This is a genomic window from Bradyrhizobium sp. LLZ17, from assembly GCF_041200145.1.
Classification (GTDB): Bacteria; Pseudomonadota; Alphaproteobacteria; order Rhizobiales; family Xanthobacteraceae; genus Bradyrhizobium.
This window is the reverse complement of the sequence record NZ_CP165734.1, coordinates 7,455,477-7,477,752: the sequence shown is the minus strand read 5'-3', so window position 1 is coordinate 7,477,752 and position 22,276 is coordinate 7,455,477. Positions and strand designations below refer to the sequence as shown.

The window sequence follows — 22,276 nt, the reverse complement described above, 5'->3', positions numbered from 1 at the left end:
ATAGCTTTGAGGCTCCATGCAATTCAGGGGATTTCAACTCCATCGGGTCATTCGACAAATCGGTGGGCCTCGGACGATGTTTCGAAGATATGCGGAGCAACGTCACGGCGAGACAGGGCGTCGCCTAGCTTCAGGCGCATGAATGCGCTGGTGGTATAGCGCGAGGCATGATCGTAGCAGGTCCGTTCGATTTCGGCGGCCATCGAAAACCACTTGTCCGCCATGTGTGAGGCGATATCGGATGAATCGTAGTTGATCACGGCGGAAAACCGGCGTCCGACCCGATGAAAGACTTCGAGGATGGCGGCACGGATCGCCTCGACATCGGCGTCGTTATGGACCCGATAACCGTCGAGCCCGAGAAATAGCGTGTTGCGATCGGCATCGTACGACAGCCGCTCCGCCAGCGGCCGATTGAGCAGCCGGTCGTCGAGCTGCATCAGCGCTTCGCCGAACAGCGAAACGTCCATGGATTTCGGCGCACGGATGATGGGTCGAAAGCCCATGAGCGCGAGAATGTCGCGCTCGATATCGACACCCGGCGCGATTTCGATCAGTTCGAGACCTTCAGGGGTAAGCCTGAACACGCATCGCTCGGTCACATAGAGAACCGGCTGCCTGTTGGTTGCGGCCAGCTTGCCCGAGAATGTGATCTGATCGACCTTGTCGATGAATTTCGATGATTTGCCTTCGCTGAGAATCTTGAGCTCGCCATCCACGACCGATGTCTTGAGGCCGCCGGTAGTGAAGGTGCCAGCGAAGATCAGGCGGCGCGCATTCTGCGAGATGTTGATGAAGCCGCCGGCGCCGGCGAGGCGGCCATTGAACAGGCTGACGTTGACGTCGCCATGGCCATTGACCTGGGCCATGCCAAGACAAGCCAGATCGAGCCCCCGCCGTCGTAGAAGTCGAACATCTGGTTCTGGTCGATGATCGATTCTGCATTGATCGAAGCACCGAAATCGAGGCCTCCTTGCGGAATGCCACCGATGATGCCGGGCTCGGCCGTCAGCGTCACAAAGTCGAACAGCTTTTCCTCGGCGGCAACCGACGCGACCCCTTCGGGCATGCCGATGCCGAGATTGACCACGCCGCCCATCGGCAATTCCAGCGCGCAGCGGCGCGCAATGATCTTGCGGTTATCCAGCGCCATCGGAACGTTGCGATCGGCCGGCGCACGCAATTCGCCCGAGAATGCTCCGTTGTAACCGGTGGCATAGGTCTGGACATGGTTTTCGGGCTGGGCAACGACGACGCAATCGATCAGCACGCTCGGAATTTTGACGTGACGCGGATTGAGCGAACCGGAGGCGGCGATGCGCTCCACCTGGGCGATGACGAATCCCTTGCAGTTCTTGGCAGCCGTGGCCAGCGCCAGATTGTCGAGGGTCAAAGCCTCTTTTTCCATCGAGATGTTGCCGTTGTGATCGGCGGTGGTCCCTCTGATGATCGCAACGTTGATCGGAAATGCCTTGTAGAACAGCCATTGTTCGCCATCGATTTCGATCAACCGCACCAGCTCTTCGGTGGTGCGCGCGTTCAGCTTTCCGCCACCATTGGCCGGATCGACGAAGGTGCCGAGCCCGATCTTGGAGAGAAGCCCGGCCTTGCGCCCCGCAATTTCGCGAAACAGATGCGATACGCATCCGAGCGGCAAATTGTAGGCCTCGACATGATTGTCGACCGCCATCCGGGCGAGCTTCGGCACCAGGCCGAAATGTCCGCCGACCAGGCGCTTGATCAGGCCGGGATGCGCCAGGCGGTTAAGGCCGCGATCGGCGCCGTCCCCCGGCGCCGCCGCGAACACCAGCGAAAGATCCCGCGGCTCTCCGGTCTGGACGAAGCGTCGCTCCAGCGCCTTGATGATTTCGTCGGGCGTTCCCACGCCGACGAAGCCGGAGGAGGCAACGGTGTCGCCGGAACGGATGATGGCAACCGCCTCGGCTGCGTCGACGATTTTGTTGCGCATCAGGATCTGCTTCCGGAATTGGCGTCGCGGGCGACCAGCCAGTCGGCAATGCTCTGGCTGAGTTTCCCTTGTGATTTGCTGGAGACGAACAGGCCGACATGGCCGCCGGGCAGCGGGATTTCGGTATAATCCGTGCTGCCGATCTTCGCTCCGAGCGCACGCGAGCAGTCCGGTGGAATGATATGGTCGTCCAGCGCAAAAACATTCAGCACGGGGGCTGTGATCGATTTCAGATCGACCCGACGGCCGGACAGCTCAAAGCTGCCATCGACCAGGCGGTTCTCCTGGTAGAGATCCTTTAGCCACTGCTTCGCCGCTTCGCCGGGATGATGCGGACGGTCGGCGAGCCATTTTTCCATGCGCAGGAAGTTCATGAACTTGGCCTGGTCATCGACGACGTCGATGAGATCGACATTGTATTTCGTCAGTGAGCGCATCGGCGTCATCATCGAGAACACCGAGCTCATGAATTCGCCGGGCAGCGCGCCATAGGTATCGACCAATTTGTCGATGTCTTCCGGATCGAGACTGCGGGTCCAGATATTGAGGAAACCGTGGTGGGCGGCCTCATCCTTGACGTCGGCATGGAAGTCGATCGGGGTGATGGTGATGACGAGATTTTTCACCTTCTCCGGATGCAGAGCGGCGTAACACGTCGTAAAGACGCCGCCTTCGCAGATGCCGAGCAGCGTGATCTTGTCGTGGCCGGTCTCCTGCGCGATGCGGTCGACTGCGGCATCGATGTAGTCGTCGACGTAATCGTCGATCGACAGCCATCGCTCGGTTCGGCCCGGCTGACCCCAGTCGATCAGCCAGAGATCGAGCCCTTTGGAGAGCAGGCTGCGCACCAGCGACCGGTCGGGCTGTAGGTCGGCCATGGTGTATCGCCCGATCAGGCCGTAGGCCAAAAGGACGGGCGTCTTCGCGGTCGCCTCCCCCATCGGCTCGTAGTGGAACAGCTCGACCTTGTCGCGGCGCATGACGAGATGCTTCGGCGTCGTGCCGATGGCGACGTCTTCATCGCGCGTATTGGCGATCAGCTGTGTCGCCTTGAACATTTTCTCGGTGTTGGCGGCCATCTCGCGGGCGAAGCGCGACGCCTGATTCTCCTGATCGCTCATCGTGCGCCTTCGCTCTTCTGGTCGCGCATCTGGCGCGTGAGCGTACGGACTTCACGGCGCAGTTCCGTCAACTGCCGCGTCACATCGTCGAAATCCTTGCGGGTCGGCAGGCCCAACATGGCCGAGGCCGCTTCAGCGACGTCATCCTGCCGGCGCCGCAATTCCAATCCAGCTTGCAACAGCTCCTTCTGGGCTTGCAAAAAACCGTCTGTGCGCTGATTGCGGATCAGTTCCTCGTTCGAGATTTCGCTCCATTTGGCGAACGCCTCGCGCCAATCCGGATTCGGGAAGCCACCGGTACTGTTCGCGGACATCGTCTCGACGAACCGCTTCGACGCTTCGGGCCACGGCGCGGCAGCCACCGCATTGTAGCTCGCAAGCCGCTGGCGCATCTCGATCCAGGCGCCAAAGGCCAGCGCCATTTTCCGGTCGATGTCCCAGACATCGGCAAGCCGCGGCCCCTGCGCCATCCGCTCGATCGCCGCCGACAATTCGTTGCCGTCGCCAAAACCGCCCGGTCGTTCCGACAGACGTGCCAGCATGAACGGTGCCATCGACCCGGACCACGCCTCGACCATGCGGTTCGAGGATTCGGCCATCGTCTGCCACAGCTTTGCCCATTCAAGGCCGGGGTCGGAGTCAGCGGCAGCCGATTTCTCCTTTTCACTCATGATGCTCACTCTTGTCCCTGCTCAGGCCGCGGCGCGGTTGCCGAACGCTTCGGTGTAAATCGCCAGCGCATCGTCAAAGCTTAATTCCCGCGGATTGTTGACGAGAAGCCGCGTCTGCTTCATCGCGTCCTCCGCAAGCTTCTTCAGGTCGCCCCTCGCGATGCCGACATCGGCCAGTGAGGCCGGCACGTTGCAATCCCGGCAGATCGCCGCAATCGCATCGACGAACAGCCGTGCCCTCTGGCTGACACCCAGTCCTTCCGACTTGGCATCGACGATCGGCGCCAGCTCGGCATAGAGCCCTTCGGCCTCCGGCAAATTGAACCGCAACACCTGGGTCAGCACCAAGGCGTTCGACAGGCCATGCGGCACGTGGAACAGCGCGCCGATCGGATAGGCCAGCGCGTGCACGGCGGCGACCGGCGAATTGGCGAAGGCCATGCCGGCCAGCATCGAACCCAGCAGCATTTGCGACCGCGCCTCCAGGTTGGATCCGTCGGCGCAGACCGTGCGGACATTCGCCGACAGCAGGGCGAGAGCCTGCCGCGCCAACTGGTCCGACATCGGATTCTTCCGGTGCTTGCCGGTATAGGCTTCGATCGCATGGACCATGGCGTCGATGCCGGTTGCGGCGGTGACATGCGCGGGCAGGCCGAGCGTCAGCTCCGGATCGAGGATGGCCCAGTCCGGCAGCAGGCGGGGCGCAACGACGCCCTTTTTCTCGGTCGTGGGCGTGGTGACGATCGCAATCGGGGTCACCTCGGAGCCGGTCCCGGCCGTGGTCGGCACCAGCAGCAGCGGAAGGCGTTCGCCCTTGGCGAGGCCGACACCGTAGATATCGTCGAGCCGGTCGGGTGTCTTGGCCAGATAGGCCACCAGCTTCGCGGTATCGAGCGCGCTGCCGCCACCGATCGAGGCAACCAGTTCGATTTCCTTGTCACGGCAAAGCGCGACCGCCCGCTCGATGATATGCGACGGCGGATCCGCCTCTACGTCCTCGAATATTGTCAGTTCGCAGCCGCCGGCTACCAGCCCCGCCTCAGCGTTTTTCGTCAGGCCTGCATTGCGGACGCCCTTGTCGGTCACCAGCAGGACACGTTTTGCCGCGTATCCCGCGACCAGCTCCGCCAGCTTTTTCGATGCGCCTGCCTCGAACAGAATGTTGGGCGGCGCCTGGAAGGTAAAAGCTTTCATCTGACATCACCCCTGATCTGATCGGGCGTTAACGCCGCAAGCGCCGCGGTGAGTTGTTCGGTCACGTCGTCAATCGGCTGCAAACCGTCGACGACATTGAGCAGTCCCTGCGAACGGTAGTATTCGGTGACGGGCGCGGTTTGTTCGCGGTAAACGTGGAGCCGGGTCTTGAAAACCTCCGGATTGTCGTCGCGGCGCACCGGCTCGCCTTTGTTGACCGCCTCCTCGGCGCGGCCCTTGATGCGGTCGAGCATCGCATCTTCGTCGACCTCGAGTTCGAGCACCGCATCGAGCTTGATGCCCCAGGTGGCGAGTTCCTGATCGAGCGCTTCGGCCTGCGCGACCGTGCGCGGAAAGCCGTCGAGGATAAAGCCGCTTGCCGCGTCTGAATGGTCAATACGGTTGGCGATCACCGACACCACGATGTCGTCAGGCACAAGTTCCCCGCGATCCATGATGTGCTTGACGAGCAATCCCGCTGCTGTGCCTTCCGCGACCGCTTTCGCGCAGCATGTCACCGGTCGATAATTGCGGGATCGCAAAGCGGTCGACAATTCGCGTCGCTTGCGTGCCTTTCCCGGCGCCCGGCGGTCCCAACAGAACCAGTCTCATGCCTCATTCCCTATCCGAGATCTCAGTTATGTGCCCGCACGATCGCCTCAACGATCAGCCGGCGCGCTTCCGCGCTGTCACCCCAGCCGATTACCTTGACCCACTCCCCCCGGCTCTAGTCCTTGTAGTGCTCGAAGAAGTGCTGGATCTGCTCGATCGTGATTTGCGGCATGTCGGCGATCCCGCTGACATGGGCGTAGCGCATCGTTAGTTTCGGCATCGGCACGGCGATGATCTTCTCATCACCGCCGCCCTCGTCATGACTGACCCTATTTATTCAGGTCAACGGTCGACGGCTGGCTCATTGCGCTTGCAAGCTCGCGAAATTGCGCGTTCATTTTTTCCATCTGTTCCTTGAGATGGCTTTGATAAACCGCGCCCATTTCCTGCGGGTCCTTTGCATGCAACAGCCGTTGCGCAAGCTCGAAGCCCGCCACCACATTTTCCTCGGCGAACGCGACGGCCCGTTCGTTCATCTCCTTCGCCGCCGAATAGGTCGAGCGAACGCTGGAATCGGCCTTTTCTCTCAATTTCTGAGATTCGGTCATGTACTTCGACACGGCCTCTTTCGCCTTGTCGAGCGTGGTCTGCGCCATTTCCCGCATCTTCTCGGCTTGCTCGTTGATCTGCTCACTCATTTGCACTCTCCATCGCCGGCGTTTGCGACCACGCCAATTCTGTTCAGCCAATCAGTTGACCCTTGCCGATGTCTCACGCGGTCGGGTCGACAACCTGTTTCAGCTTCTCGCGAAGTTCGTCCACGAGCACGCGTGTATTTTCGCTGTAATCGATCGGCACCACGACGAGGTGCACGCCGCCGCCCTTGAACGCGTTTTCGAGCGTCGGGATCAATGACTCCGTGCTTTCGACGCGCGAGCCTTTCGCGCCGTAACTCTCCGCATATCTGACGAAATCCGGATTGCCGAACGTCAGGCCAAAGTCGGGAAAACTGTCGACAGCCTGCTTCCAACGAATCATGCCATAAGCCGAATCCTCCAGGATCAGCACGACGAGATTCAGTTTGAGGCGAACCGCGGTTTCCATTTCCTGCGAATTCATCATGAAGCCGCCGTCACCGCAGACCGCGAGCACACGGCGTTCCGGATGCAGCATCGCCGCCATCATGGCGGATGGCAGCCCGGCACCCATTGTCGCGAGCGCGTTGTCCAGCAGCAGCGTGTTCGCCACATAGGTGCGGTAGTTGCGGGCGAACCAGATCTTGTACATCCCGTTGTCCAGCGCGACGACGCCGTCTTCGGGAATGACCTTTCGCACATCGTGCACGATGCGTTGCGGCGTGGGAGGCCAGCGCTCCTCGGTCGCCCGATCGGTTATCCGGGCCAGGATGCCTTCGCGAAGACTTAACAGCGCGCCGGCATTGTGCAGGCGCCCCTCGATGCGATCGGCCAGCAGCTCCAGGCTCGGCCCGACATCGCCGACCACTTCGCACTGCGGAAAGTAGACCCGCTCTACGTTGGCCGGCGTGTAGCTGACGTGGATGACCTGGAGGACCCTTCGGGCCCATGATGAATGGCGGCTTTTCGATGGTGTCGTGACCGATGGCGATGATCAGATCGGCCCGGTCGACTGCCTCGTGAACGTAGTCGCGCTCGCTCAGCGCAGCCGTCCCCATGTAGAGATTGCTGCCGCCCGGCACCGTTCCCTTACCCATTTGTGTGGTGAAGAACGGGATTTTCGTGCGGCGGACGAAGCCGCCGATGCCAGCCGTGCTGCGCGGCCGGGACGCGGCAGCTCCGAGCATGATCAAAGGCCGCGTGGCCTTGAGAATCATGTCGGCGGCGCGATCCAGCGAGGCACGATGGGCGACCGGAATTTCGATCGGATGCCGCGGCACCATGGCGACGTCTTCGGCTTCCTCACCCGCGATGTCCTCCGGCAGTTCCAGGAGAACCGGGCCCGGGCGCTCTTCCATCGCGATCCGGAAGGCATCGCGAACAATCGTCGGAATGCTGCTCGTGCTGACGATCTGGAGCGACAGCTTGGTCAACGGCTTGAAAGCACTCACCACGTCGACGATCTGGAATTTGGCCTGCCGGCTGCTCATGATGCCCTTCTGGCCGGTGAGCATGATCATGGGCATGGCGCCGAGCAGGGCGTAGGCGGCGCCGGTCGTCAGGTTCAATGCGCCCGGGCCGAGCGTGGTGATGCACACACCGGGCTTGCCGGTCAGCCGACCGTATGTCGCGGCCATAAAGGCCGCGCCCTGCTCGTGGCGTGTCAGGATCAGCTTGATCGACGAGTTGCGCAGGCTTTCCACGACGTCGAGGTTCTCCTCGCCGGGAACGCCGAAAATTCGGTCAACGCCCTCGTTCTCGAGTGCGGCAACCAATAGATCTGATCCCTTCGGCATCTTGTTCTCCTGATCTTGCAGTTCAACGTAACGAGGTGGCACCAATCGTTTCCGTCCTGCGGACGGCTCTCGCGGTCGTCGTTATCCTAGCCGACGGATGATGCTTTGGGTGAAATCGGTGGTGGATGCTTTACCGCCGAGATCGGGGGTGCGAACTCCGTCCTTCCGCAAGACCTGATCGATAGCCGTTCTGAGACGGTTCGCGAGATCAGGCTGGTCGACGTGCTCCAGCATCAGCCCGACCGCCAACAGCAAAGCCAGTGGATTAGCGATGCCCTTGCCGGCGATATCAGGCGCCGAACCGTGCACGGCCTCAAATATCGCGGCGTCCGGGCCGATGTTGGCGCCGGGTGCCATGCCAAGGCCGCCCACGAGCCCGGCGAGCTGATCGGACAGGATATCGCCGAACAGGTTGGTGGTGACGATGACGTCGAACTGCCAGGGATTCATGACGAGCTGCATGGCCGTGGCATCGACGATGCGATCGTCCATCTTCACCCTGCCCTCGTATGTCTTTGCAACCTCGTGACCGACCTCGAGAAAGATGCCGGTCAGCGCCTTCAGCACGTTGGCCTTGTGCACGACGGTCACCTTCTTGCGTCCGTTCTTGAGCGCGTAGTCGAATGCGAATTCGATGATCTTGCGCGATCCTTCGCGCGTGTTGACCCCGGTCGAAATCGCGACCGCGTGCGGATCGTCCCCGATCGGGATGTAGTGTTCGAAAGCCACATAGAGCCCGCCGAGGTTCTCTCGCACCAGCACGATATCGATGTCGTCGAATCGTCCCCCGGGCACCATGCTTCGAACCGGCCGCACGTTGGCGTAAAGGCCGAACTCCTCGCGCAGACGAACATTGATCGAACGGAATCCTCCCCCGACCGGAGTCGTTAGCGGGCCTTTCAGAGCGAGCCGCGTCCGCCTGACGCTGTCCAGCGTCGCCTGCGGCAGCGGATCACGGCTTTCCTCGATCGCGGCCAGGCCACCCTGCCGGACGTCCCATTCGAACGGGGAGCCGAGTGCGTCGAGAATGTCGACGGCCGATTTCACGATCTCGGGTCCGATACCATCGCCTGGAATCAGCGTGGCGGGAAGCTTCTGCAGTGGTTTGGCTGTGGTCATCGCAATTCCCCCTTGAATGAAGCGCCGTTTTCAGCCGGCGTCTATCGAAGCGTTGCCCGGCGTTCAATGGACCGGCTCCTGAACCGCCGCGACGCTTTGTTGCGGATTTCGGCTGAGCACCAGCACCATGATGCACCCCGCGCCTGACAGCACGGCAAGCGGCAGCAGCCCCAATGAGTAGCTGCCGGTCGCGTCCTTGATCACGCCCAGCAGATAGCTCCCCAGAAATCCGCCGATATTTCCGATCGCGTTGACCTGCGCGATCGCAGCGGCGGCAACGCCTGCCGACATCCATTCCGTCGCAAGCGCCCAGAACGGCCCCTTGACGATGTAGGTGGCCGTGACCGAGACACACAGCAACAGGACGACCGGAAGCAGCGCGCTGGTGAATGGAGCCACCGAAAGGCTGACCGCCAACAGCATCAGCGGAATCGCGGTGTGCCAGGTTCGCTCGCGCGTGCGATCCGAATTGCGGCCCCAGAGCACCATCAGCACCGATGCAATTCCGAACGGGATGGAATTGACCAATCCGGTTTCCATGTTGCTCAGGCCAAATGACTTGATGATCTGCGGCTGCCATAACGACAGAACCTGGCTCGAACCCGACGCGCCAGCGTAGATCAGCGAGGCGGCAAGCACGTATTTGTTGGATATGACCTGCCCAAGCGACAGATGCCCCGCCGCTTTTTTCGGCGCAGAGGTGTCCTTGGCCAACCGACTGGCCAGCCAGTCCCGCTGCGCATCGGTAAGCCATCGCGCATGGGCAGGACCGTTGGGCAACACGAAGAACGAGGCAATGCCGAGAAATATCGCGGGTACCGCCTCCAGCACGAACATCCACTGCCAGCCGTGATAGCCGAGATACCCCTCAAGCTGCAGCAACGAGGCGGAGATCGGCGAGCCGAGGAAACTTGAAATCGGAATGGCAACCATGAAGATTGCGACGATCCGGCCGCGGTATTCGGCTGGGAACCAATAGGTCAGGTACAGAATGACGCCGGGAAAGAAGCCTGCCTCGGCCGCGCCCAGCAACATCCTCACGAGATAGAACGAGTTGGGCCCGACCACCAGCGCCATGGATGCTGCGACGATGCCCCACGTGATCATGATCCGCGCGATCCAGAGCCGGGCTCCCACCTTCTCCATCGCCAGATTGCTCGGCACCTCGCAAAGGACATAGGTGATGTAGAACAGCCCTCCGCCAAGCCCGAACGCGGCCGAGGACAGCCCGATATCCTGGTTCATCTGCAGCGCGGCGAAACCGGCGTTGACGCGATCGACGAACGCAATGAAGTAACAGAGCATCAGGAAGGGAATGATGCGGAACGTCACCTTCCGCATCGTTTCCTTTTCCATCTGCGATGGCAGTGTGGCAATTGAAGTCATAGCGCGCTCCGATCGCTTGGCAGTGAGGCCGCGAGTTGGCGCAGGAGGTATTGGAGAATTCCGCCGTTGCGGAAATACTCCAGCTCGTCCAGCGTATCGATGCGGCAGGTCAAGGGAACGACAGCCTTGCTGGCGCCATCGGACCCGCGGATCTCGACTGCGAGCTTCTGGCGCGGCACCAGCCCGCTCTCGATACCGCGCAGGGACGGCACGACAGCAGTCATGTCGAGGTGCAGGGACTCCGTGAGCACGGGATCCGGGGTATCGGCGGTGCGCCACATGCCCTGGGCTTCGGCATAGGCCTTGACCAACGCGACGCGGGCGGGATCGCGGCCGGTGGTGGTGAGATAGTCGATCGTTCGCTGGTCGATCGAGAAAAAGCCGCAGGTCGCGCCATTTTCCGGCGCCATACTGCCGACCGTGGCATGGTCCGCCACGGTCATGTCGTCGAGCCGTAGAACTCGACGAATTTGCCGACCACGCAGCGCTTGCGCAGCAGCTGCGTCATCGTCAGCACGAGATCGGTTGCCGTGACGCCCTCCTTGAGCCGGCCGGTGAGCCTGAACCCGACGACTTGCGGCAGCAGCATCGAAATTTGTTGGCCCAGCATGACGGCCTCGATACCGCCGACGCCCCATCCGAGTACGGCCAGGCCGTTGACCATCGTGGTGTGCGAATCCGTGCCGACCAGCGTATCGGGATAGGCCAGTTCATTCCCGCCGTCTTCCGCCGGGCCGGTCCAGATCGTCTGAGCCAGGAATTCCGGATTGACCTGATGGCAGATACCGGTCCCTGGAGGGACCACCCGGAAATTCGAGAATGCGCCCCGCCCCCATTTCAGGAAGCGATATCGCTCTCCATTGCGCTGGTGGCGGGCGTCGAAGCTGTTGAGATACTGCTCCATTCAATTTCCCCTTCGCTGGAATCGTGCGCGTCTCACCGATCCGAAGCCGGTCTATTTCTCCGATGTTGCGAAGGGATCGAGACCCGCTTTTTTAAGTGCCGGAGCAGCTGCCGCTGAAGCGAGGAAGGCAATGAGAGCCCTTCCGGCTTCCGGCTGACTGGCACTGGAGGCTATGCCTGCAGAAAAGATCGTGATTTTTGGACTTCCGGCGGGAGCGGCCCGACTAGGTCGGCTCCAGCGATCGGCAACAGTTCACTGATCTGCTGAAAGCCGAGTTCGGCATCACCGCGCGCAACAACATTCGCGACCGGCTCAGCCGGAATCATCTTGGCTTTGTCCTTCATCTCGGCAGCAATCCCGAGGCGCTTGAACAGCTCAGTGCCCACATAGATACCGCTGGCGCTATCTGAGTATGCAACTGACTTCGCGTTCAACAGTGCCTGTTTCAGTGCGTCAGGCGTTCGGATGTCGGGCTTCGACGCCCCGGCGCGTACCGCGATCCCGATCGGCGAGCGTACCAGGTCGACACGGCTGTTTTTGACTGCCTTGCCTTGCTCGATCATCTCGGCAAGCGCATCGCCGACCATGATGAGCACGTCTGCGGTTTCCCCGCGCGCCAGTCGCACCGGGATGGCGTTCTCCGTCGTGCCCATCGAGGGGCCGTAGGCCGTGATGACCGTGTTTCCCGTCTCGCGTTCGAATTGCGTTACGAGTACCTTATAAGGTGCCGCCAAGCCTCCAGAGATCATGACCCTGACCTCGGACGCCTCAGCGATTCCCGCCGCAGCCGCCAAGACAATTAGCAAGCTCAGCGCAGTTAGCCTGCGCACGACGATCGTCACGCTCATCGGCAACTTCCTTCAATGCATAAATTCAGGGACTGTCGTGGCTCGAGGGCGATCGACGCCATCGAGCAATTGGTGTTCACGCGCCTATCACCGTCTCCGCCGAATTGGCACCGGACAGCGAGCGTTGTTCTTGCGGCCGATAAACCAAGTACGTGCCGGCCAGACCACAAAGCGCTGCCGCACTCATCCAGTATCCCGGCGAAGCATTGTCACCAGTCACAGCAATCAGCCACGTGCAAATCGCCGCGGTAAACCCGCCGAACGTCGTCGCCAAGCTATATGCGAGGGAGAATCCCGACGTTCGAACCCCAACCGGCATGACTTCGGTCAGTGCGACGATCATCGCGCCGTTGTAGCTGGCGTAGATGAAAGACAACCAAAGCAAGACCGTCAGCATCTTCGGGAAGCTCGGGCTTGCGGCGAGCCAGGAAAGCGCGGGATAGGCCGTCAGAAATGCCAAGGTCGAAAAGGCGATGAGGATCGGCCGACGACCGATCCGATCGGACAACGCGCCCATGATGGGAAGCCAGATGAAATTCGAAATTCCCACGCAAATCGTGACGATCAGGCCATCGGCCGCCGACAGCTTGAGGACCGATTTGCCGAACGTCGGTGTGTAGACGGTGATGAGGTAGAACGACACCGTGGTCATGATCACCATCATCATTCCGGCAAGCACAATGCCCCAGTTTGCGAGGATTGAGCGATAGATCTCGCGGGGTGTCGGATGATGCTTCCGCGCCAGGAATTCATCGGTTTCCTGCAGCGAGCGTCGAATGAAAAATACGAAAGGAACGATCAGGCAGCCGATGAAGAACGGAATACGCCAGCCCCAGCCGTCAAGTTGTGCCGGCGCAAGCCATGCATTGAGAGCGAAACCCAGCGAGGCCGAGACGATGATCGCAACCTGTTGACTAGCCGATTGCCAGCTCGCGTAAAAACCCTTCTTTCCAGGTGTGGCCATTTCCGAGAGATAGACAGAAACGCCACCAAGCTCGACGCCAGCCGAGAAGCCTTGCAGCAGCCGTCCAATCAAAACGAGGATTGGTGCCAATATGCCAATGGTCGCGTAACTTGGCACGAATGCGATGAGCACTGTCCCAGCAGCCATGATGGATAATGTAACGATCAGGCCTTGGCGACGGCCGATGCGATCAACGTAGGCGCCGAGGATGATGGCGCCGAGCGGACGCATCAGAAATCCCGCGCCAAACGCCACAAAGGTCAGCAGCAATGACGCGTATTCGTTTTCCAGCGGGAAGAATGCCTTGGCGATGTACGACGCGTAGACGCCCGACAGAAAGAAGTCGAACATCTCGAGAAAGTTGCCGCTGGTGACGCGCAGCACCATGCCGAGCTTGGATTGTCCGGTGGTAGCCGTCATACCGTCCTCCCTTTGTTTATAATTTTTTGTCTTGTCCACCCGTCTGGCAGGTGTTGCGAACTTGACCGCGGCCGGGTTGACCGATGCGCGAGGCGCTGTCGTTCAAGCTGCGATGGTCGCTCACCGTATATCAGCTGGCTGTCACCAACCTGTCACTTCCGCACGTTGCGACCAAATCCGGTCGAAGCCGGGGTTCGGCACGGCGGCTAACGGTCGACCTGATATCATGCGGATGCACAACCGCCCCACTCAGCGATCGAGCGGTACGTCAGGCGGCATAGATCGAGGGCTTCTCGTGGATGCTATTTCGTTTGAAATCCCAACCCCTGGATTTCTATCGATCCTGCAATGCGCGGCGCCACTCTTTTTAGAAAGCTAGCTCGCTTCGATTGATCGAGATAGGTGAGCAATTCCGGACCAATATGGATTGGCTTGACAGCATCGATGCGATCGGCCGGTATCACGCCGTCTGCGCCGAGACCGAGGCGTACGGGACCGACTGACCGGCCCAGGAGAAATTTCTGGCCGCGTTCCGAAAGTAAGTAATCAAGAAACAGTTTTGCAGATTCCGGATGCCGCGCTGTGACGGGTATGAACGCGATGCGCGACATCAAGGTGATGTAGTCGGCAGGAAACACTATTCCGATAGAGGCATCTTCCTTGGCCCGTTCGATCGCGTAGGACCCTATCATATTGTAGGCGATCAGATGTTCGCCGGATGAAATCCGATCAAGCACCGTCCCGGTGGTCGAATAGAGCTTGATACCGGCGCCGCCAAACGCGCGGATCATGTCCCACGTCGTCCTAGTGATCTGGGCATCGCGCGTGATGAACAGGAATCCAGTCCCGCTCTGCTCCGGATCATAGGATGCGATCTTGCCTCGATATGTGTCAGGCTTTCGGCTTAGAAGGCTCTTCAGATCCGCGCGGGTTCGGGGGACATCGGACTCCGCAACGAGCTTCTTGTTGTAAACTATGACAATCGGCTCTGCCGTGATCGCATAGGCTTCGTTCTTCCAGATTGCCCAATCGGGGATATGGGCAATCTCCTTCGACACATAGGTTTGAGCATAGCCGTCGTTGACGAGCTTGATCTGCAGATCCATCGCGGAGCTCCAGATAATGTCTCCGGGTGCTGCGCTGGAGCTCGAGGGATCCACGATCTGGTTGTAGATGTCGTTCGAATTGATCTTCGTATGGACGATCTCGATGTCCGGATGACGTGCCCGGAAATCGGCAAGCAAGTCGGCGACGTCCGCGTCCTGGGTGGTCGATACGATGTTGAGTTGCTCTCGGGCTCCGGCGCTAGTGGACGCTTGCCCGTCGGGAGGGCTTACCTGCGCCTGTTCCGACATGGCAGGCCACGCCAGCAAGATTCCAACGCACAGGACCAAGGCTTTCGTAGCCTTCATCGACACGTTTCCTCATCCAGGCGCCGCGGTACGGCTTCAGTTTGTCAGGATTGCAACCCTCTGCTACGGCGGTGCGAAATCCGGCCTCAGCTTGGGCTTTCACTATCGCGGTTGGCAAGAGGAAAGCTGACGGAGACCCGCAGGCCCCGACCTTCCGGGCCGGGCGCAAGCACGATTTGAGCCCCGAGACGATCCGACAACGCTTTCACGATGGCCAGTCCAAGGCCGCTGCCCTCCGGGCCGTTCGCCGTGGGAATCCGATAAAAACGTTCGAAGACGCGGGCCAGATGAGCCTCCGGTATTCCCGGACCGGTATCCTCGACTTCAACTCGCGCGGCGGCGGCATCAACAACCACGCGAACGAGGATCATCCCCCCGGGCAATTGTAGCGGATGGCATTGTCGATCAGGTTCGCCAGCAATTCGCCGATCATGACGCTATTGCCGGCGATGACGGCGGGACCGTCAAATCGATCGAACTGGACGTCGATATCGCGTGCGAAAGCCTGTGGCGTACGCTCCGACAAGACATTGAAGGCGACGTCGTTCAGGTCAACGTTCTCCGGGGCCGGTTGCGCAATGTTCTGCTCGTCGGCCCGAGCCAGTGTCACCAGTTGCCTGAGCAGCCGCTCAAGGCGGTTGATCGCGTTATCGACCTCGTTAAGGGCAGCTTGGCCCGCCGGCGTCTCCGACCCAAGGCGTCGCACCAGATCGAGATGCGTCCTCAATATCGCCAATGGCGTGCGCATCTGATGCGAAGCATCGGCGGTAAATCGGCGCACCAGTTCAATGGCCAGATCCAGCCGCTGTAGCAGCGAATTTACCGCGGACGCCGGTGCCAAAGCTTCCTGCGGCACCCGGGAAAGGTCGAGTGGACTGAGATTTGGACCGCCCTGAATACCGCGCGCGTCGATTTGTTGCTTGAGTTCGCCAAGCGGCCTCAGGCCTCGATCGACCGCATACCAGCCGAGGCAACCGATCAGTCCAATCAATCCGACCTCGAGCACCGCCAGTCCGATCAGCATTTCACGTTCCACGACGCGGCGCGCCTGAAGCGTTTCGGCGACTGCGACGAGGACAAGCCCTGGCCTGCCGTAAACCTGCCGCGCCTGCGCACCGATACGAACCGTCTTGCCGCGGTACGCGCCGTCGTGATGGCCGGTTTCGCCGGCCTTCAATCGATCGAAGCCGGACAGCGGAAGATCCTTATAGCCAGTGATCAATTCGCCAAGGTAAGTCACGCTATAATAGATGCTGTCATGCGACTGGCTTTCCAGCATGCCGAGCGCAACCTGCGGCAAATCGACGGTCAGTTCGCCATCTTCCACGCCGACGCGCTCGGCGATCGCGAGAACCGACCCATCGAGCAACCGGTCATGGACTGTCTGGACAACCCGCTGGATCAGCAACATGCCGCCGATTCCAAGCACCATCGCCAGCACGATGGCGGGCGCCACGAGATTGGTGAGGAGCGTTCGCCTCAACGACGGCCGCCAGGTGGCGATCACTATACCTCCAGCAGATAGCCCAGCCCGCGGACGGTTCGGATCCGCGGCCCGGCGGGACCGAGTTTCTGGCGAACGCGACCAACATAGAGTTCCGCCGCGTTCGGCGCTACCGCCTCGTCGAAGCCAAACACCTCCGCGATCAGGCGCTCCTTGGACACGACTTTGCCGGCCCGGGTCATCAGCACTTCCAGCACGGCAAACTCGCGCCGTCGCAATTCAAGCGGCCGGCCGCTCAACGTAATCGTGCCCGCGGCGCGGTCGAACGCGAGCGGGCCACAGATCAAGGTCGGATTAGGAAGTCCCTGTCCTCTTCTCACGAGCGCACGGACGCGGGCATCGAATTCGGCGATATCAAACGGCTTGGAGAGATAATCGTCGGCGCCGAGATCGAGCCCGCTGACCTTGTCGCCGACCGCATAACGGGCAGTCAGAATCATGACCGGAACGGTTGAGCCGGCTTGCCGTATCTCGTGCAGGACTCCGAATCCCGACACGTTTGGTAAGTTGATGTCCAGGATGACGAGGCTATAGGGCTCCAGCAACGCAGTCTGCGCCGCCGAAGCCCCGTCAGACTCGATATCGACGGCGAAGCCGGACAGCTTGAGCCGCTCGGCAAGACCCCGCGCCATGGCGGCATCGTCCTCGACAATCAGAATCCTCACCGAACAAGCCCTTGCGTTCGCACCAGCCGTGCGAAGGATACGTCACCGCGAGGTGCAGCATCGAGAACATTCGTCACGCTTGTCAAGCTGCAGAGTGGGATCGAAGCACCGATCACGCGGCGCATTTCTCAAGAAATGGATATTGGCTTCAAAGACCGCGCAAGCGGGATTGATTCTTCGCCAAAGTCACAGTTCTTCGAGGCGACGCCACGCATGCAGCACCCGACGGCCATGCGAGCCGAACGCGAAGAAGCAACCGCCGCCAGCGGGCTGGTCATGCGCGCGATCAATCGCCAAATCGGAAAAATGGCAGTATAAGAGAGTCCCAACGCCACCGTGGCCGACAAAGAGCACGTCGCCCGGCGTGTTGCGCGCCAGCACATGCTCGACCTCGCCGACAATGCGCAGCTGGGCGTCAACCGCTCGTTCCCAGCCACGAACGCTGATGTGCGGTTGCGCGAAGAACTGATTGGCCACCGCCTCGAACTGGTCGGGCACGAGGAAGCCCGTGGCCGATCGGTCGTTCTCGTGCATTGCCTCGCGCACTTCTACTTCGACGCCCAGCTTTGCGGCAATGATCTCAGCGGTCTCGATCGCCTTTCGCTCTGCGCTGGAGACGACCTGCGTGGTACCTGACAGCCCTCCCGCGACCGTGAGGGCTTCCGTACGCGCTTTCCCGACCTCGCTAAGTCCCCAGCACGGAACGGGAATCGAGGGATCGATACTCACCTGAGGATGGGTCAGATAGCGTATGACATTCGTCATGATTGAATGATGACGCCGTCAGAGCAACTTGCAATCGGCATCGTATCGCTCCCATCAACGGTTTGCGCCGCAACCCGCATGCCGGAGGCGTCGAAGACGTGTATGTCGGGAGCCGCCGCAACCAGCGTCACCGTCTCGCCTCGCGACGGCGTCAGGCGGCCGCGGACCTCTGCAACGAACATCCTGCCGTCGGCGCGGCGCAAATAGGCGAACGACGCCTCGCCAAGCCGTTCGACGAGCTCGACGATGCCTTCCGCGGCGAAGGGGCCGTCCACGCCTCGGACAAGATGCTCCGGACGAACTCCGAGCGTCAGCGCATCGCCGGCCTTCAGCGATGCCGCCGGCAGTTCGAGGTCGGCAAACCCGGCACCGGCGACACGCGCGCGTCCGTCCTCGATGCTTTCGACCTTTGCATCGAAGAAATTCATCGCGGGCGAGCCGATGAAGCCGGCTACGAACAGGTTAGCGGGTTCATAGTAGAGGTCGAGCGGCTTGCCTACCTGCTCGATGCGACCCTTGTTCATCACGACGATACGGTCGGCGAGCGTCATCGCTTCGACCTGATCGTGCGTCACATAGACGATGGTGGCTTTCAACACTCTGTGCAGGTTGGCAATCTCGACGCGGGTGGAGACGCGCAGCGCCGCGTCCAGATTGGAGAGCGGTTCGTCGAACAGGAAGACGGCGGGTTCGCGGACGATCGCGCGTCCGATCGCGACGCGCTGACGCTGGCCGCCAGAGAGATCGCGCGGATAGCGATCGAGCAGGTCTACGAGCCGCAGCATGCGGGCGGCTTCCGCGACGCGCCGCTCGCGTTCGGCCGGCGCCACGCCGGTAAATTTCAGACCGAACGTCATGTTCTTGCGCACGTTCATGTGCGGATAGAGTGCGTAGGACTGGAACACCATCGCGATGCCGCGCGCCGCAGGTGCGAGCGTATTGACGGGCCTCTCTGCGATATAGATGTCGCCGCTCGAGACTCCATCCAGCCCGGCGATCATGCGCAGAAGCGTCGACTTGCCACAGCCCGATGGGCCGACGAGCACGACGAACTCACCGTCCTCGATGCCCAGGTTGATGTCGTTGAGCACCGTCGCCGCGCCATAGCGCTTGTTGAGATGCTCGATGCGCAGATTGGCCATTCAAAAACCTATTTGACTGCACCTGAGGTGAGGCCTGCAATGAGTTGGCGCGAGAGGATCACGTAGATGATGACGACCGGCAGGATCGCCATTGACAGCGCCGCGAGCACGGAATTCCAGTCGGTGATGTATTGGCCAAGAAACTGCTGCACGCCAAGCGTGACCGTATGCGTCGAGTCGCTCGACGTCAGGATCAGCGGAAACCAGAGATCGTTCCAGATCGGCACGATGGTGAAGACGGCGACGGTCGCGATCGCGGGACGCAGCAGAGGGGCGACCACTTCGAAGAAGATGCGGGTTTCCGGAACGCCGTCGCAGCGCGCCGCGTCCCGCAGGTCCCTGGGGATCTGCTGGATAAACTCGCTCAATATGAAGATCGACATCGGCAGGCCTTGCGCGACATAGACGAGGACCAAGGCGGTCAGCGTGTCGTTGAGGCCCGCGGACCGCATCATGTTGAGGATCGCAACGGAGCCAAGTCGGATCGGCACCATGATGCCGATCGAGAGGAACAGTGCGAGCGCCGTCGAACCGCGAAAGCGGTATTCAGTTAAGGCCCAGGCTGCCATCGCGCCAAACAGCAGCACGAGCGCCATGCTGACGAGAGTCACGATCAGCGAATTCGAGTAGTAGGTCAGGATATGAGAGGAGCGAAAAACTTTCTCATAACCGACAAGGCTGAAGGTCGAAGCGTCGGGCGGCGTGAGCGGGCTGCCGAAGATGGCGCTGCGCACCTTGAACGAATTCATCACGACCAGCAGGATTGGACCGACCGCCAGCAGGCTGTAGGCGACCAGGACGAGGTGGACACCGAGGCTCCTTGCGCGCTGCTCCGCCGTCATGCCGCTCCCCCTCAAACGTAACGGCGGATGCGCCGCTGCACGAGGAAGAGATAGAGGCAGAGGCCGACCAGGATGATGAAGAACATGACGGTCGCGACCGCCGAGCCCATCGTCGGATTGCCAAGCTGGAGCTGGTTACCGAAGAAGGTCCGGTAGAAAAACGTGCCGAGAATGTCGGTTGCGAAATTCGGTCCCGCAAGCGCGCCCTTGACCGAATAGATCAGGTCGAAAGCGTTGAAGTTGGCGACGAAGGTCAAGACCGAGACCAGGCTGATCGTCGGCAGGACGAGCGGAAGCTTGATATGGAAGAAGATGCGGAATTGTCCGAGCCCGTCGACGCGTGCCGCGTCGATCAGCTCTTCGGGGATGTTGAGCAACGCGGCATAGATCAACATCATCGGAATGCCGACGAATTGCCAGACCGAAATGAGCGATAGGGTTACGAGCGCGCTCGATTCGAGCCCCAGCCAGGGCGCGAACAGTGAGCCCAACCCCACGGACTTCAAGGCGCCGGCAGCCACGCCCCAGAGCGGGGACAGGATCAGGTTCCAGGAGAAGCCGACGATGACAACCGATAGCATCGTCGGCAAGAACATGACGGTGCGATAAAAGCCCTTGAGTCTCAGGCCCGGCAAGCTGAGTAATCCTGCGAGCGCGATACCGATCGGATTCTGCATACACATGTGCACGGCGAAGAATATCAGATTGTTGCCGAGGGCATTCCAGAACGGCTTCGACCAGAGCGCATCACCGAGCAGCGTCTCGAAATTGGCAAGCCCGACGAAAAACCGGGCTCCAGACGGGTCGCTCGTGTAGGTGGAGAGCGCCATCGTCGCGACGAGAGGATAGATCGAGAACAGGGTGTAGATCACGACCGCCGGTCCGAGGAAGAACAGCAGAAGGCCCGCCAGTTTGGCGCGAGGCATCTGGGCCGTGATGTTCGAGACCGATTCAGCCATGACGGAAAGAGGTTAAACCTGCCGTGCGTTGTCGTCCCTCTCCGCGCTTGCGGCTGATGCCGTCTTGTTAGCGGAGTGTGCAGCGACTGTCGAATGAAACAAGGACAGTCCCTCTCCCCGCGAAAGCGGGAAGAGGGAGCGACGTCACTTGACGGGCTTGTACCACTTGTCGAGGCCGTCCTGGAGCTGCTTGCCGGCAGCATCGGGCGTCAGCTTGCCGTTGACGACCTGCGCGGACACGTTCCAGAGCTCGTTTTCCAGATCTGGCGTACCGCGCGACAGGATTTGATACGAGTTGCGGATCGTGGACTTGCAGGTCTGGCGCCATCCGACCATCGTTGCGGCGACGTCGTCGTCGACCTTCACCGCAGTCTTGGCGAGCGGGAAGAAGCCGGGAAGCGCGTTGGCATAGATCGTTGCGAATTCCGGCGTCGTCAGCCATTCCAGGAACTTCTTTGCGTCTTCCTTGTTCTTCGACGCTGCGTTGACGCCCATCGCGATGTCGGTGTGATCGGAAATGTAGCAATCCGTCGTGCCGGCCGGCTGCGGCGGCGGGAATGCACCCATGGCGAATTTCGCCTGGCCGCGGAAGGTCGAGATATCCCACGAGCCAGCCGCATAGATCGCGCCCTTGCCGAGAGAAAACAGGTTCTGGCTATCGGCGTAGGTCTGCGCCTGAAAGCCTGACCCGAGATACGGCGCCCAACTTGCGATCTCCTTGAACGCCGCGACATATTGCGGATCAGTGAGTTTTTCCTTGCCCGCAATCAGATTGGCGCGGCCGACTTCGCCCTTCCAATAGTCGGGGCCGACGTTCTGGAATCCCATGGTTGCGGCCTCCCACTGGTCAGCCGTGCCCATCACCAGCGGGACATAGGTCCCGTCCTTCTTGAATTTCTCAAGCACGGCGTGGAATTCATCGAGCGTCTTTGGCTCGGACACGCCGAGTTTGGCGAACGCTTCCTTGTTGTAGATAAATCCAGCGATGACCGAAGCCATCGGAACACAGAAGGTGGTCTTGCCGTCGTCGGTTTGCCACGCCGCCTTCGCGACATCAGAGAAATTGTCCATACCCTTGAGGCCGTCGACTGCGTCGAGCTGATGCTTTTGATAGAGCGCGAGCGAGGCGTCGAACGGACGGCACGTAATGAGGTCGCCGGCGGTACCGCCGTCAAGTCGCGCGTTCAGGGCGGCGTTGTATTCCTTGGGCGCCGAAGGCGCGAATTCGATCTTGATGTCGGGATAATGCTTGTTGAAGGCGGGGATGATCTTCGAGTTCCAGATGTCAGCATCGTCATTGCGCCAGCTCTCGATCTTCAACGAGCCTGCCTGGGCCGACGCAAGCCCCGCAAGCAACGCCAACGCGGCAAGCTCAGCTCCCGTTGCAGCCTTGAATGTCCGTCTCATG

General features: G+C 60.8%; 16 protein-coding genes and 6 pseudogenes. All 22 read right to left on the bottom strand.

Going from position 1 to position 22,276, the window contains the following annotated elements:
- Positions 1-47: 47 nt before the first annotated feature.
- Positions 48-1,969 (bottom strand): annotated as a pseudogene (locus tag AB8Z38_RS35520) (acyl CoA:acetate/3-ketoacid CoA transferase).
- Complete coding sequence (gene phaC / locus AB8Z38_RS35515; protein ID WP_369722181.1) at positions 1,969-3,090, bottom strand: class III poly(R)-hydroxyalkanoic acid synthase subunit PhaC; 1,122 nt, start codon at positions 3,088-3,090, stop codon at positions 1,969-1,971. The pseudogene AB8Z38_RS35520 and the gene phaC overlap by 1 nt, the downstream one beginning before the upstream one ends.
- The gene (locus AB8Z38_RS35510; RefSeq protein WP_369722180.1) at positions 3,087-3,761 is read right to left on the bottom strand and encodes a poly(R)-hydroxyalkanoic acid synthase subunit PhaE; all 675 of its coding nucleotides are present in this window, start codon (positions 3,759-3,761) and stop codon (positions 3,087-3,089) included. Before AB8Z38_RS35510 ends, phaC begins: the two co-directional genes overlap by 4 nt.
- Positions 3,762-3,782: 21 nt before the next feature.
- A complete protein-coding gene (locus AB8Z38_RS35505) occupies positions 3,783-4,955 on the bottom strand; it encodes an iron-containing alcohol dehydrogenase (RefSeq protein ID WP_369722179.1) in 1,173 nt (390 codons plus the stop codon).
- A pseudogene (locus tag AB8Z38_RS35500) lies at positions 4,952-5,567 on the bottom strand (adenylate kinase). The gene AB8Z38_RS35505 and the pseudogene AB8Z38_RS35500 overlap by 4 nt, the downstream one beginning before the upstream one ends.
- Positions 5,568-5,589: 22 nt before the next feature.
- Positions 5,590-5,826, bottom strand: a pseudogene (locus AB8Z38_RS35495) (inorganic diphosphatase); the annotation flags it as partial.
- 10 nt (positions 5,827-5,836) lie between these two features.
- A complete protein-coding gene (locus AB8Z38_RS35490) occupies positions 5,837-6,205 on the bottom strand; it encodes a phasin family protein (protein ID WP_369722178.1) in 369 nt (122 codons plus the stop codon).
- 73 nt (positions 6,206-6,278) lie between these two features.
- A pseudogene (locus tag AB8Z38_RS35485) lies at positions 6,279-7,938 on the bottom strand (acetolactate synthase large subunit).
- Between the two features lie 81 nt (positions 7,939-8,019).
- Positions 8,020-9,057 (bottom strand): isocitrate/isopropylmalate dehydrogenase family protein, encoded by a 1,038-nt coding sequence (locus AB8Z38_RS35480; RefSeq protein WP_369722177.1) that lies wholly within the window; start codon positions 9,055-9,057, stop codon positions 8,020-8,022.
- A 63-nt stretch (positions 9,058-9,120) separates the two neighbouring features.
- The gene (locus tag AB8Z38_RS35475) at positions 9,121-10,443 is read right to left on the bottom strand and encodes an MFS transporter (RefSeq protein WP_369722175.1); all 1,323 of its coding nucleotides are present in this window, start codon (positions 10,441-10,443) and stop codon (positions 9,121-9,123) included.
- 128 nt (positions 10,444-10,571) lie between these two features.
- A pseudogene (locus tag AB8Z38_RS35470) lies at positions 10,572-11,323 on the bottom strand (aconitase family protein); the annotation flags it as partial.
- Between the two features lie 75 nt (positions 11,324-11,398).
- Positions 11,399-12,195 (bottom strand): annotated as a pseudogene (locus AB8Z38_RS35465) (substrate-binding domain-containing protein).
- A gap of 76 nt (positions 12,196-12,271) precedes the next feature.
- Positions 12,272-13,579, bottom strand: coding sequence for an MFS transporter (locus AB8Z38_RS35460; RefSeq protein WP_369722174.1), 1,308 nt, complete (start codon positions 13,577-13,579; stop codon positions 12,272-12,274).
- A 302-nt stretch (positions 13,580-13,881) separates the two neighbouring features.
- On the bottom strand, positions 13,882-14,991 hold the full coding sequence (locus AB8Z38_RS35455; RefSeq protein ID WP_369722173.1) for an ABC transporter substrate-binding protein: 1,110 nt from the start codon (positions 14,989-14,991) through the stop codon (positions 13,882-13,884).
- Positions 14,992-15,077: 86 nt separating this feature from the next.
- A complete protein-coding gene (locus AB8Z38_RS35450) occupies positions 15,078-15,362 on the bottom strand; it encodes a sensor histidine kinase (RefSeq protein WP_369722172.1) in 285 nt (94 codons plus the stop codon).
- Entirely contained in the window at positions 15,359-16,498 is a 1,140-nt protein-coding gene (locus tag AB8Z38_RS35445; protein WP_369722171.1) for a sensor histidine kinase, read from the bottom strand. The genes AB8Z38_RS35450 and AB8Z38_RS35445 overlap by 4 nt, the downstream gene beginning before the upstream one ends.
- On the bottom strand, positions 16,498-17,160 hold the full coding sequence (locus AB8Z38_RS35440) for a response regulator (RefSeq protein ID WP_369722170.1): 663 nt from the start codon (positions 17,158-17,160) through the stop codon (positions 16,498-16,500). Before AB8Z38_RS35440 ends, AB8Z38_RS35445 begins: the two co-directional genes overlap by 1 nt.
- Positions 17,161-17,346: 186 nt before the next feature.
- Positions 17,347-17,925, bottom strand: a complete 579-nt coding sequence (locus tag AB8Z38_RS35435) for a histidine phosphatase family protein (protein ID WP_369722169.1) — start codon at positions 17,923-17,925, stop codon at positions 17,347-17,349.
- On the bottom strand, positions 17,922-19,067 hold the full coding sequence (locus AB8Z38_RS35430; protein ID WP_369722168.1) for an ABC transporter ATP-binding protein: 1,146 nt from the start codon (positions 19,065-19,067) through the stop codon (positions 17,922-17,924). Before AB8Z38_RS35430 ends, AB8Z38_RS35435 begins: the two co-directional genes overlap by 4 nt.
- A gap of 8 nt (positions 19,068-19,075) precedes the next feature.
- On the bottom strand, positions 19,076-19,909 hold the full coding sequence (locus AB8Z38_RS35425) for a carbohydrate ABC transporter permease (protein WP_369722166.1): 834 nt from the start codon (positions 19,907-19,909) through the stop codon (positions 19,076-19,078).
- Positions 19,910-19,920: 11 nt separating this feature from the next.
- The gene (locus tag AB8Z38_RS35420; RefSeq protein ID WP_369722165.1) at positions 19,921-20,868 is read right to left on the bottom strand and encodes a carbohydrate ABC transporter permease; all 948 of its coding nucleotides are present in this window, start codon (positions 20,866-20,868) and stop codon (positions 19,921-19,923) included.
- Between the two features lie 144 nt (positions 20,869-21,012).
- Entirely contained in the window at positions 21,013-22,275 is a 1,263-nt protein-coding gene (locus tag AB8Z38_RS35415) for an extracellular solute-binding protein (protein ID WP_369722164.1), read from the bottom strand.
- Position 22,276: the final 1 nt, after the last annotated feature.

Excerpts from the sequence above, each read along its gene's own strand:
- phaC (WP_369722181.1), bottom strand. The coding sequence starts at position 3,090 with ATGAGCGATCAGGAGAATCAGGCGTCGCGCTTCGCCCGCGAGATGGCC.
- AB8Z38_RS35510 (WP_369722180.1), bottom strand. The coding sequence starts at position 3,761 with ATGAGTGAAAAGGAGAAATCGGCTGCCGCTGACTCCGACCCCGGCCTT.
- AB8Z38_RS35505 (WP_369722179.1), bottom strand. The coding sequence starts at position 4,955 with ATGAAAGCTTTTACCTTCCAGGCGCCGCCCAACATTCTGTTCGAGGCA.
- AB8Z38_RS35490 (WP_369722178.1), bottom strand. The coding sequence starts at position 6,205 with ATGAGTGAGCAGATCAACGAGCAAGCCGAGAAGATGCGGGAAATGGCG.
- AB8Z38_RS35480 (WP_369722177.1), bottom strand. The coding sequence starts at position 9,057 with ATGACCACAGCCAAACCACTGCAGAAGCTTCCCGCCACGCTGATTCCA.
- AB8Z38_RS35475 (WP_369722175.1), bottom strand. The coding sequence starts at position 10,443 with ATGACTTCAATTGCCACACTGCCATCGCAGATGGAAAAGGAAACGATG.
- AB8Z38_RS35460 (WP_369722174.1), bottom strand. The coding sequence starts at position 13,579 with ATGACGGCTACCACCGGACAATCCAAGCTCGGCATGGTGCTGCGCGTC.
- AB8Z38_RS35455 (WP_369722173.1), bottom strand. The coding sequence starts at position 14,991 with ATGAAGGCTACGAAAGCCTTGGTCCTGTGCGTTGGAATCTTGCTGGCG.
- AB8Z38_RS35450 (WP_369722172.1), bottom strand. The coding sequence starts at position 15,362 with ATGATCCTCGTTCGCGTGGTTGTTGATGCCGCCGCCGCGCGAGTTGAA.
- AB8Z38_RS35435 (WP_369722169.1), bottom strand. The coding sequence starts at position 17,925 with ATGACGAATGTCATACGCTATCTGACCCATCCTCAGGTGAGTATCGAT.
- AB8Z38_RS35430 (WP_369722168.1), bottom strand. The coding sequence starts at position 19,067 with ATGGCCAATCTGCGCATCGAGCATCTCAACAAGCGCTATGGCGCGGCG.
- AB8Z38_RS35425 (WP_369722166.1), bottom strand. The coding sequence starts at position 19,909 with ATGACGGCGGAGCAGCGCGCAAGGAGCCTCGGTGTCCACCTCGTCCTG.
- AB8Z38_RS35420 (WP_369722165.1), bottom strand. The coding sequence starts at position 20,868 with ATGGCTGAATCGGTCTCGAACATCACGGCCCAGATGCCTCGCGCCAAA.
- AB8Z38_RS35415 (WP_369722164.1), bottom strand. The coding sequence starts at position 22,275 with ATGAGACGGACATTCAAGGCTGCAACGGGAGCTGAGCTTGCCGCGTTG.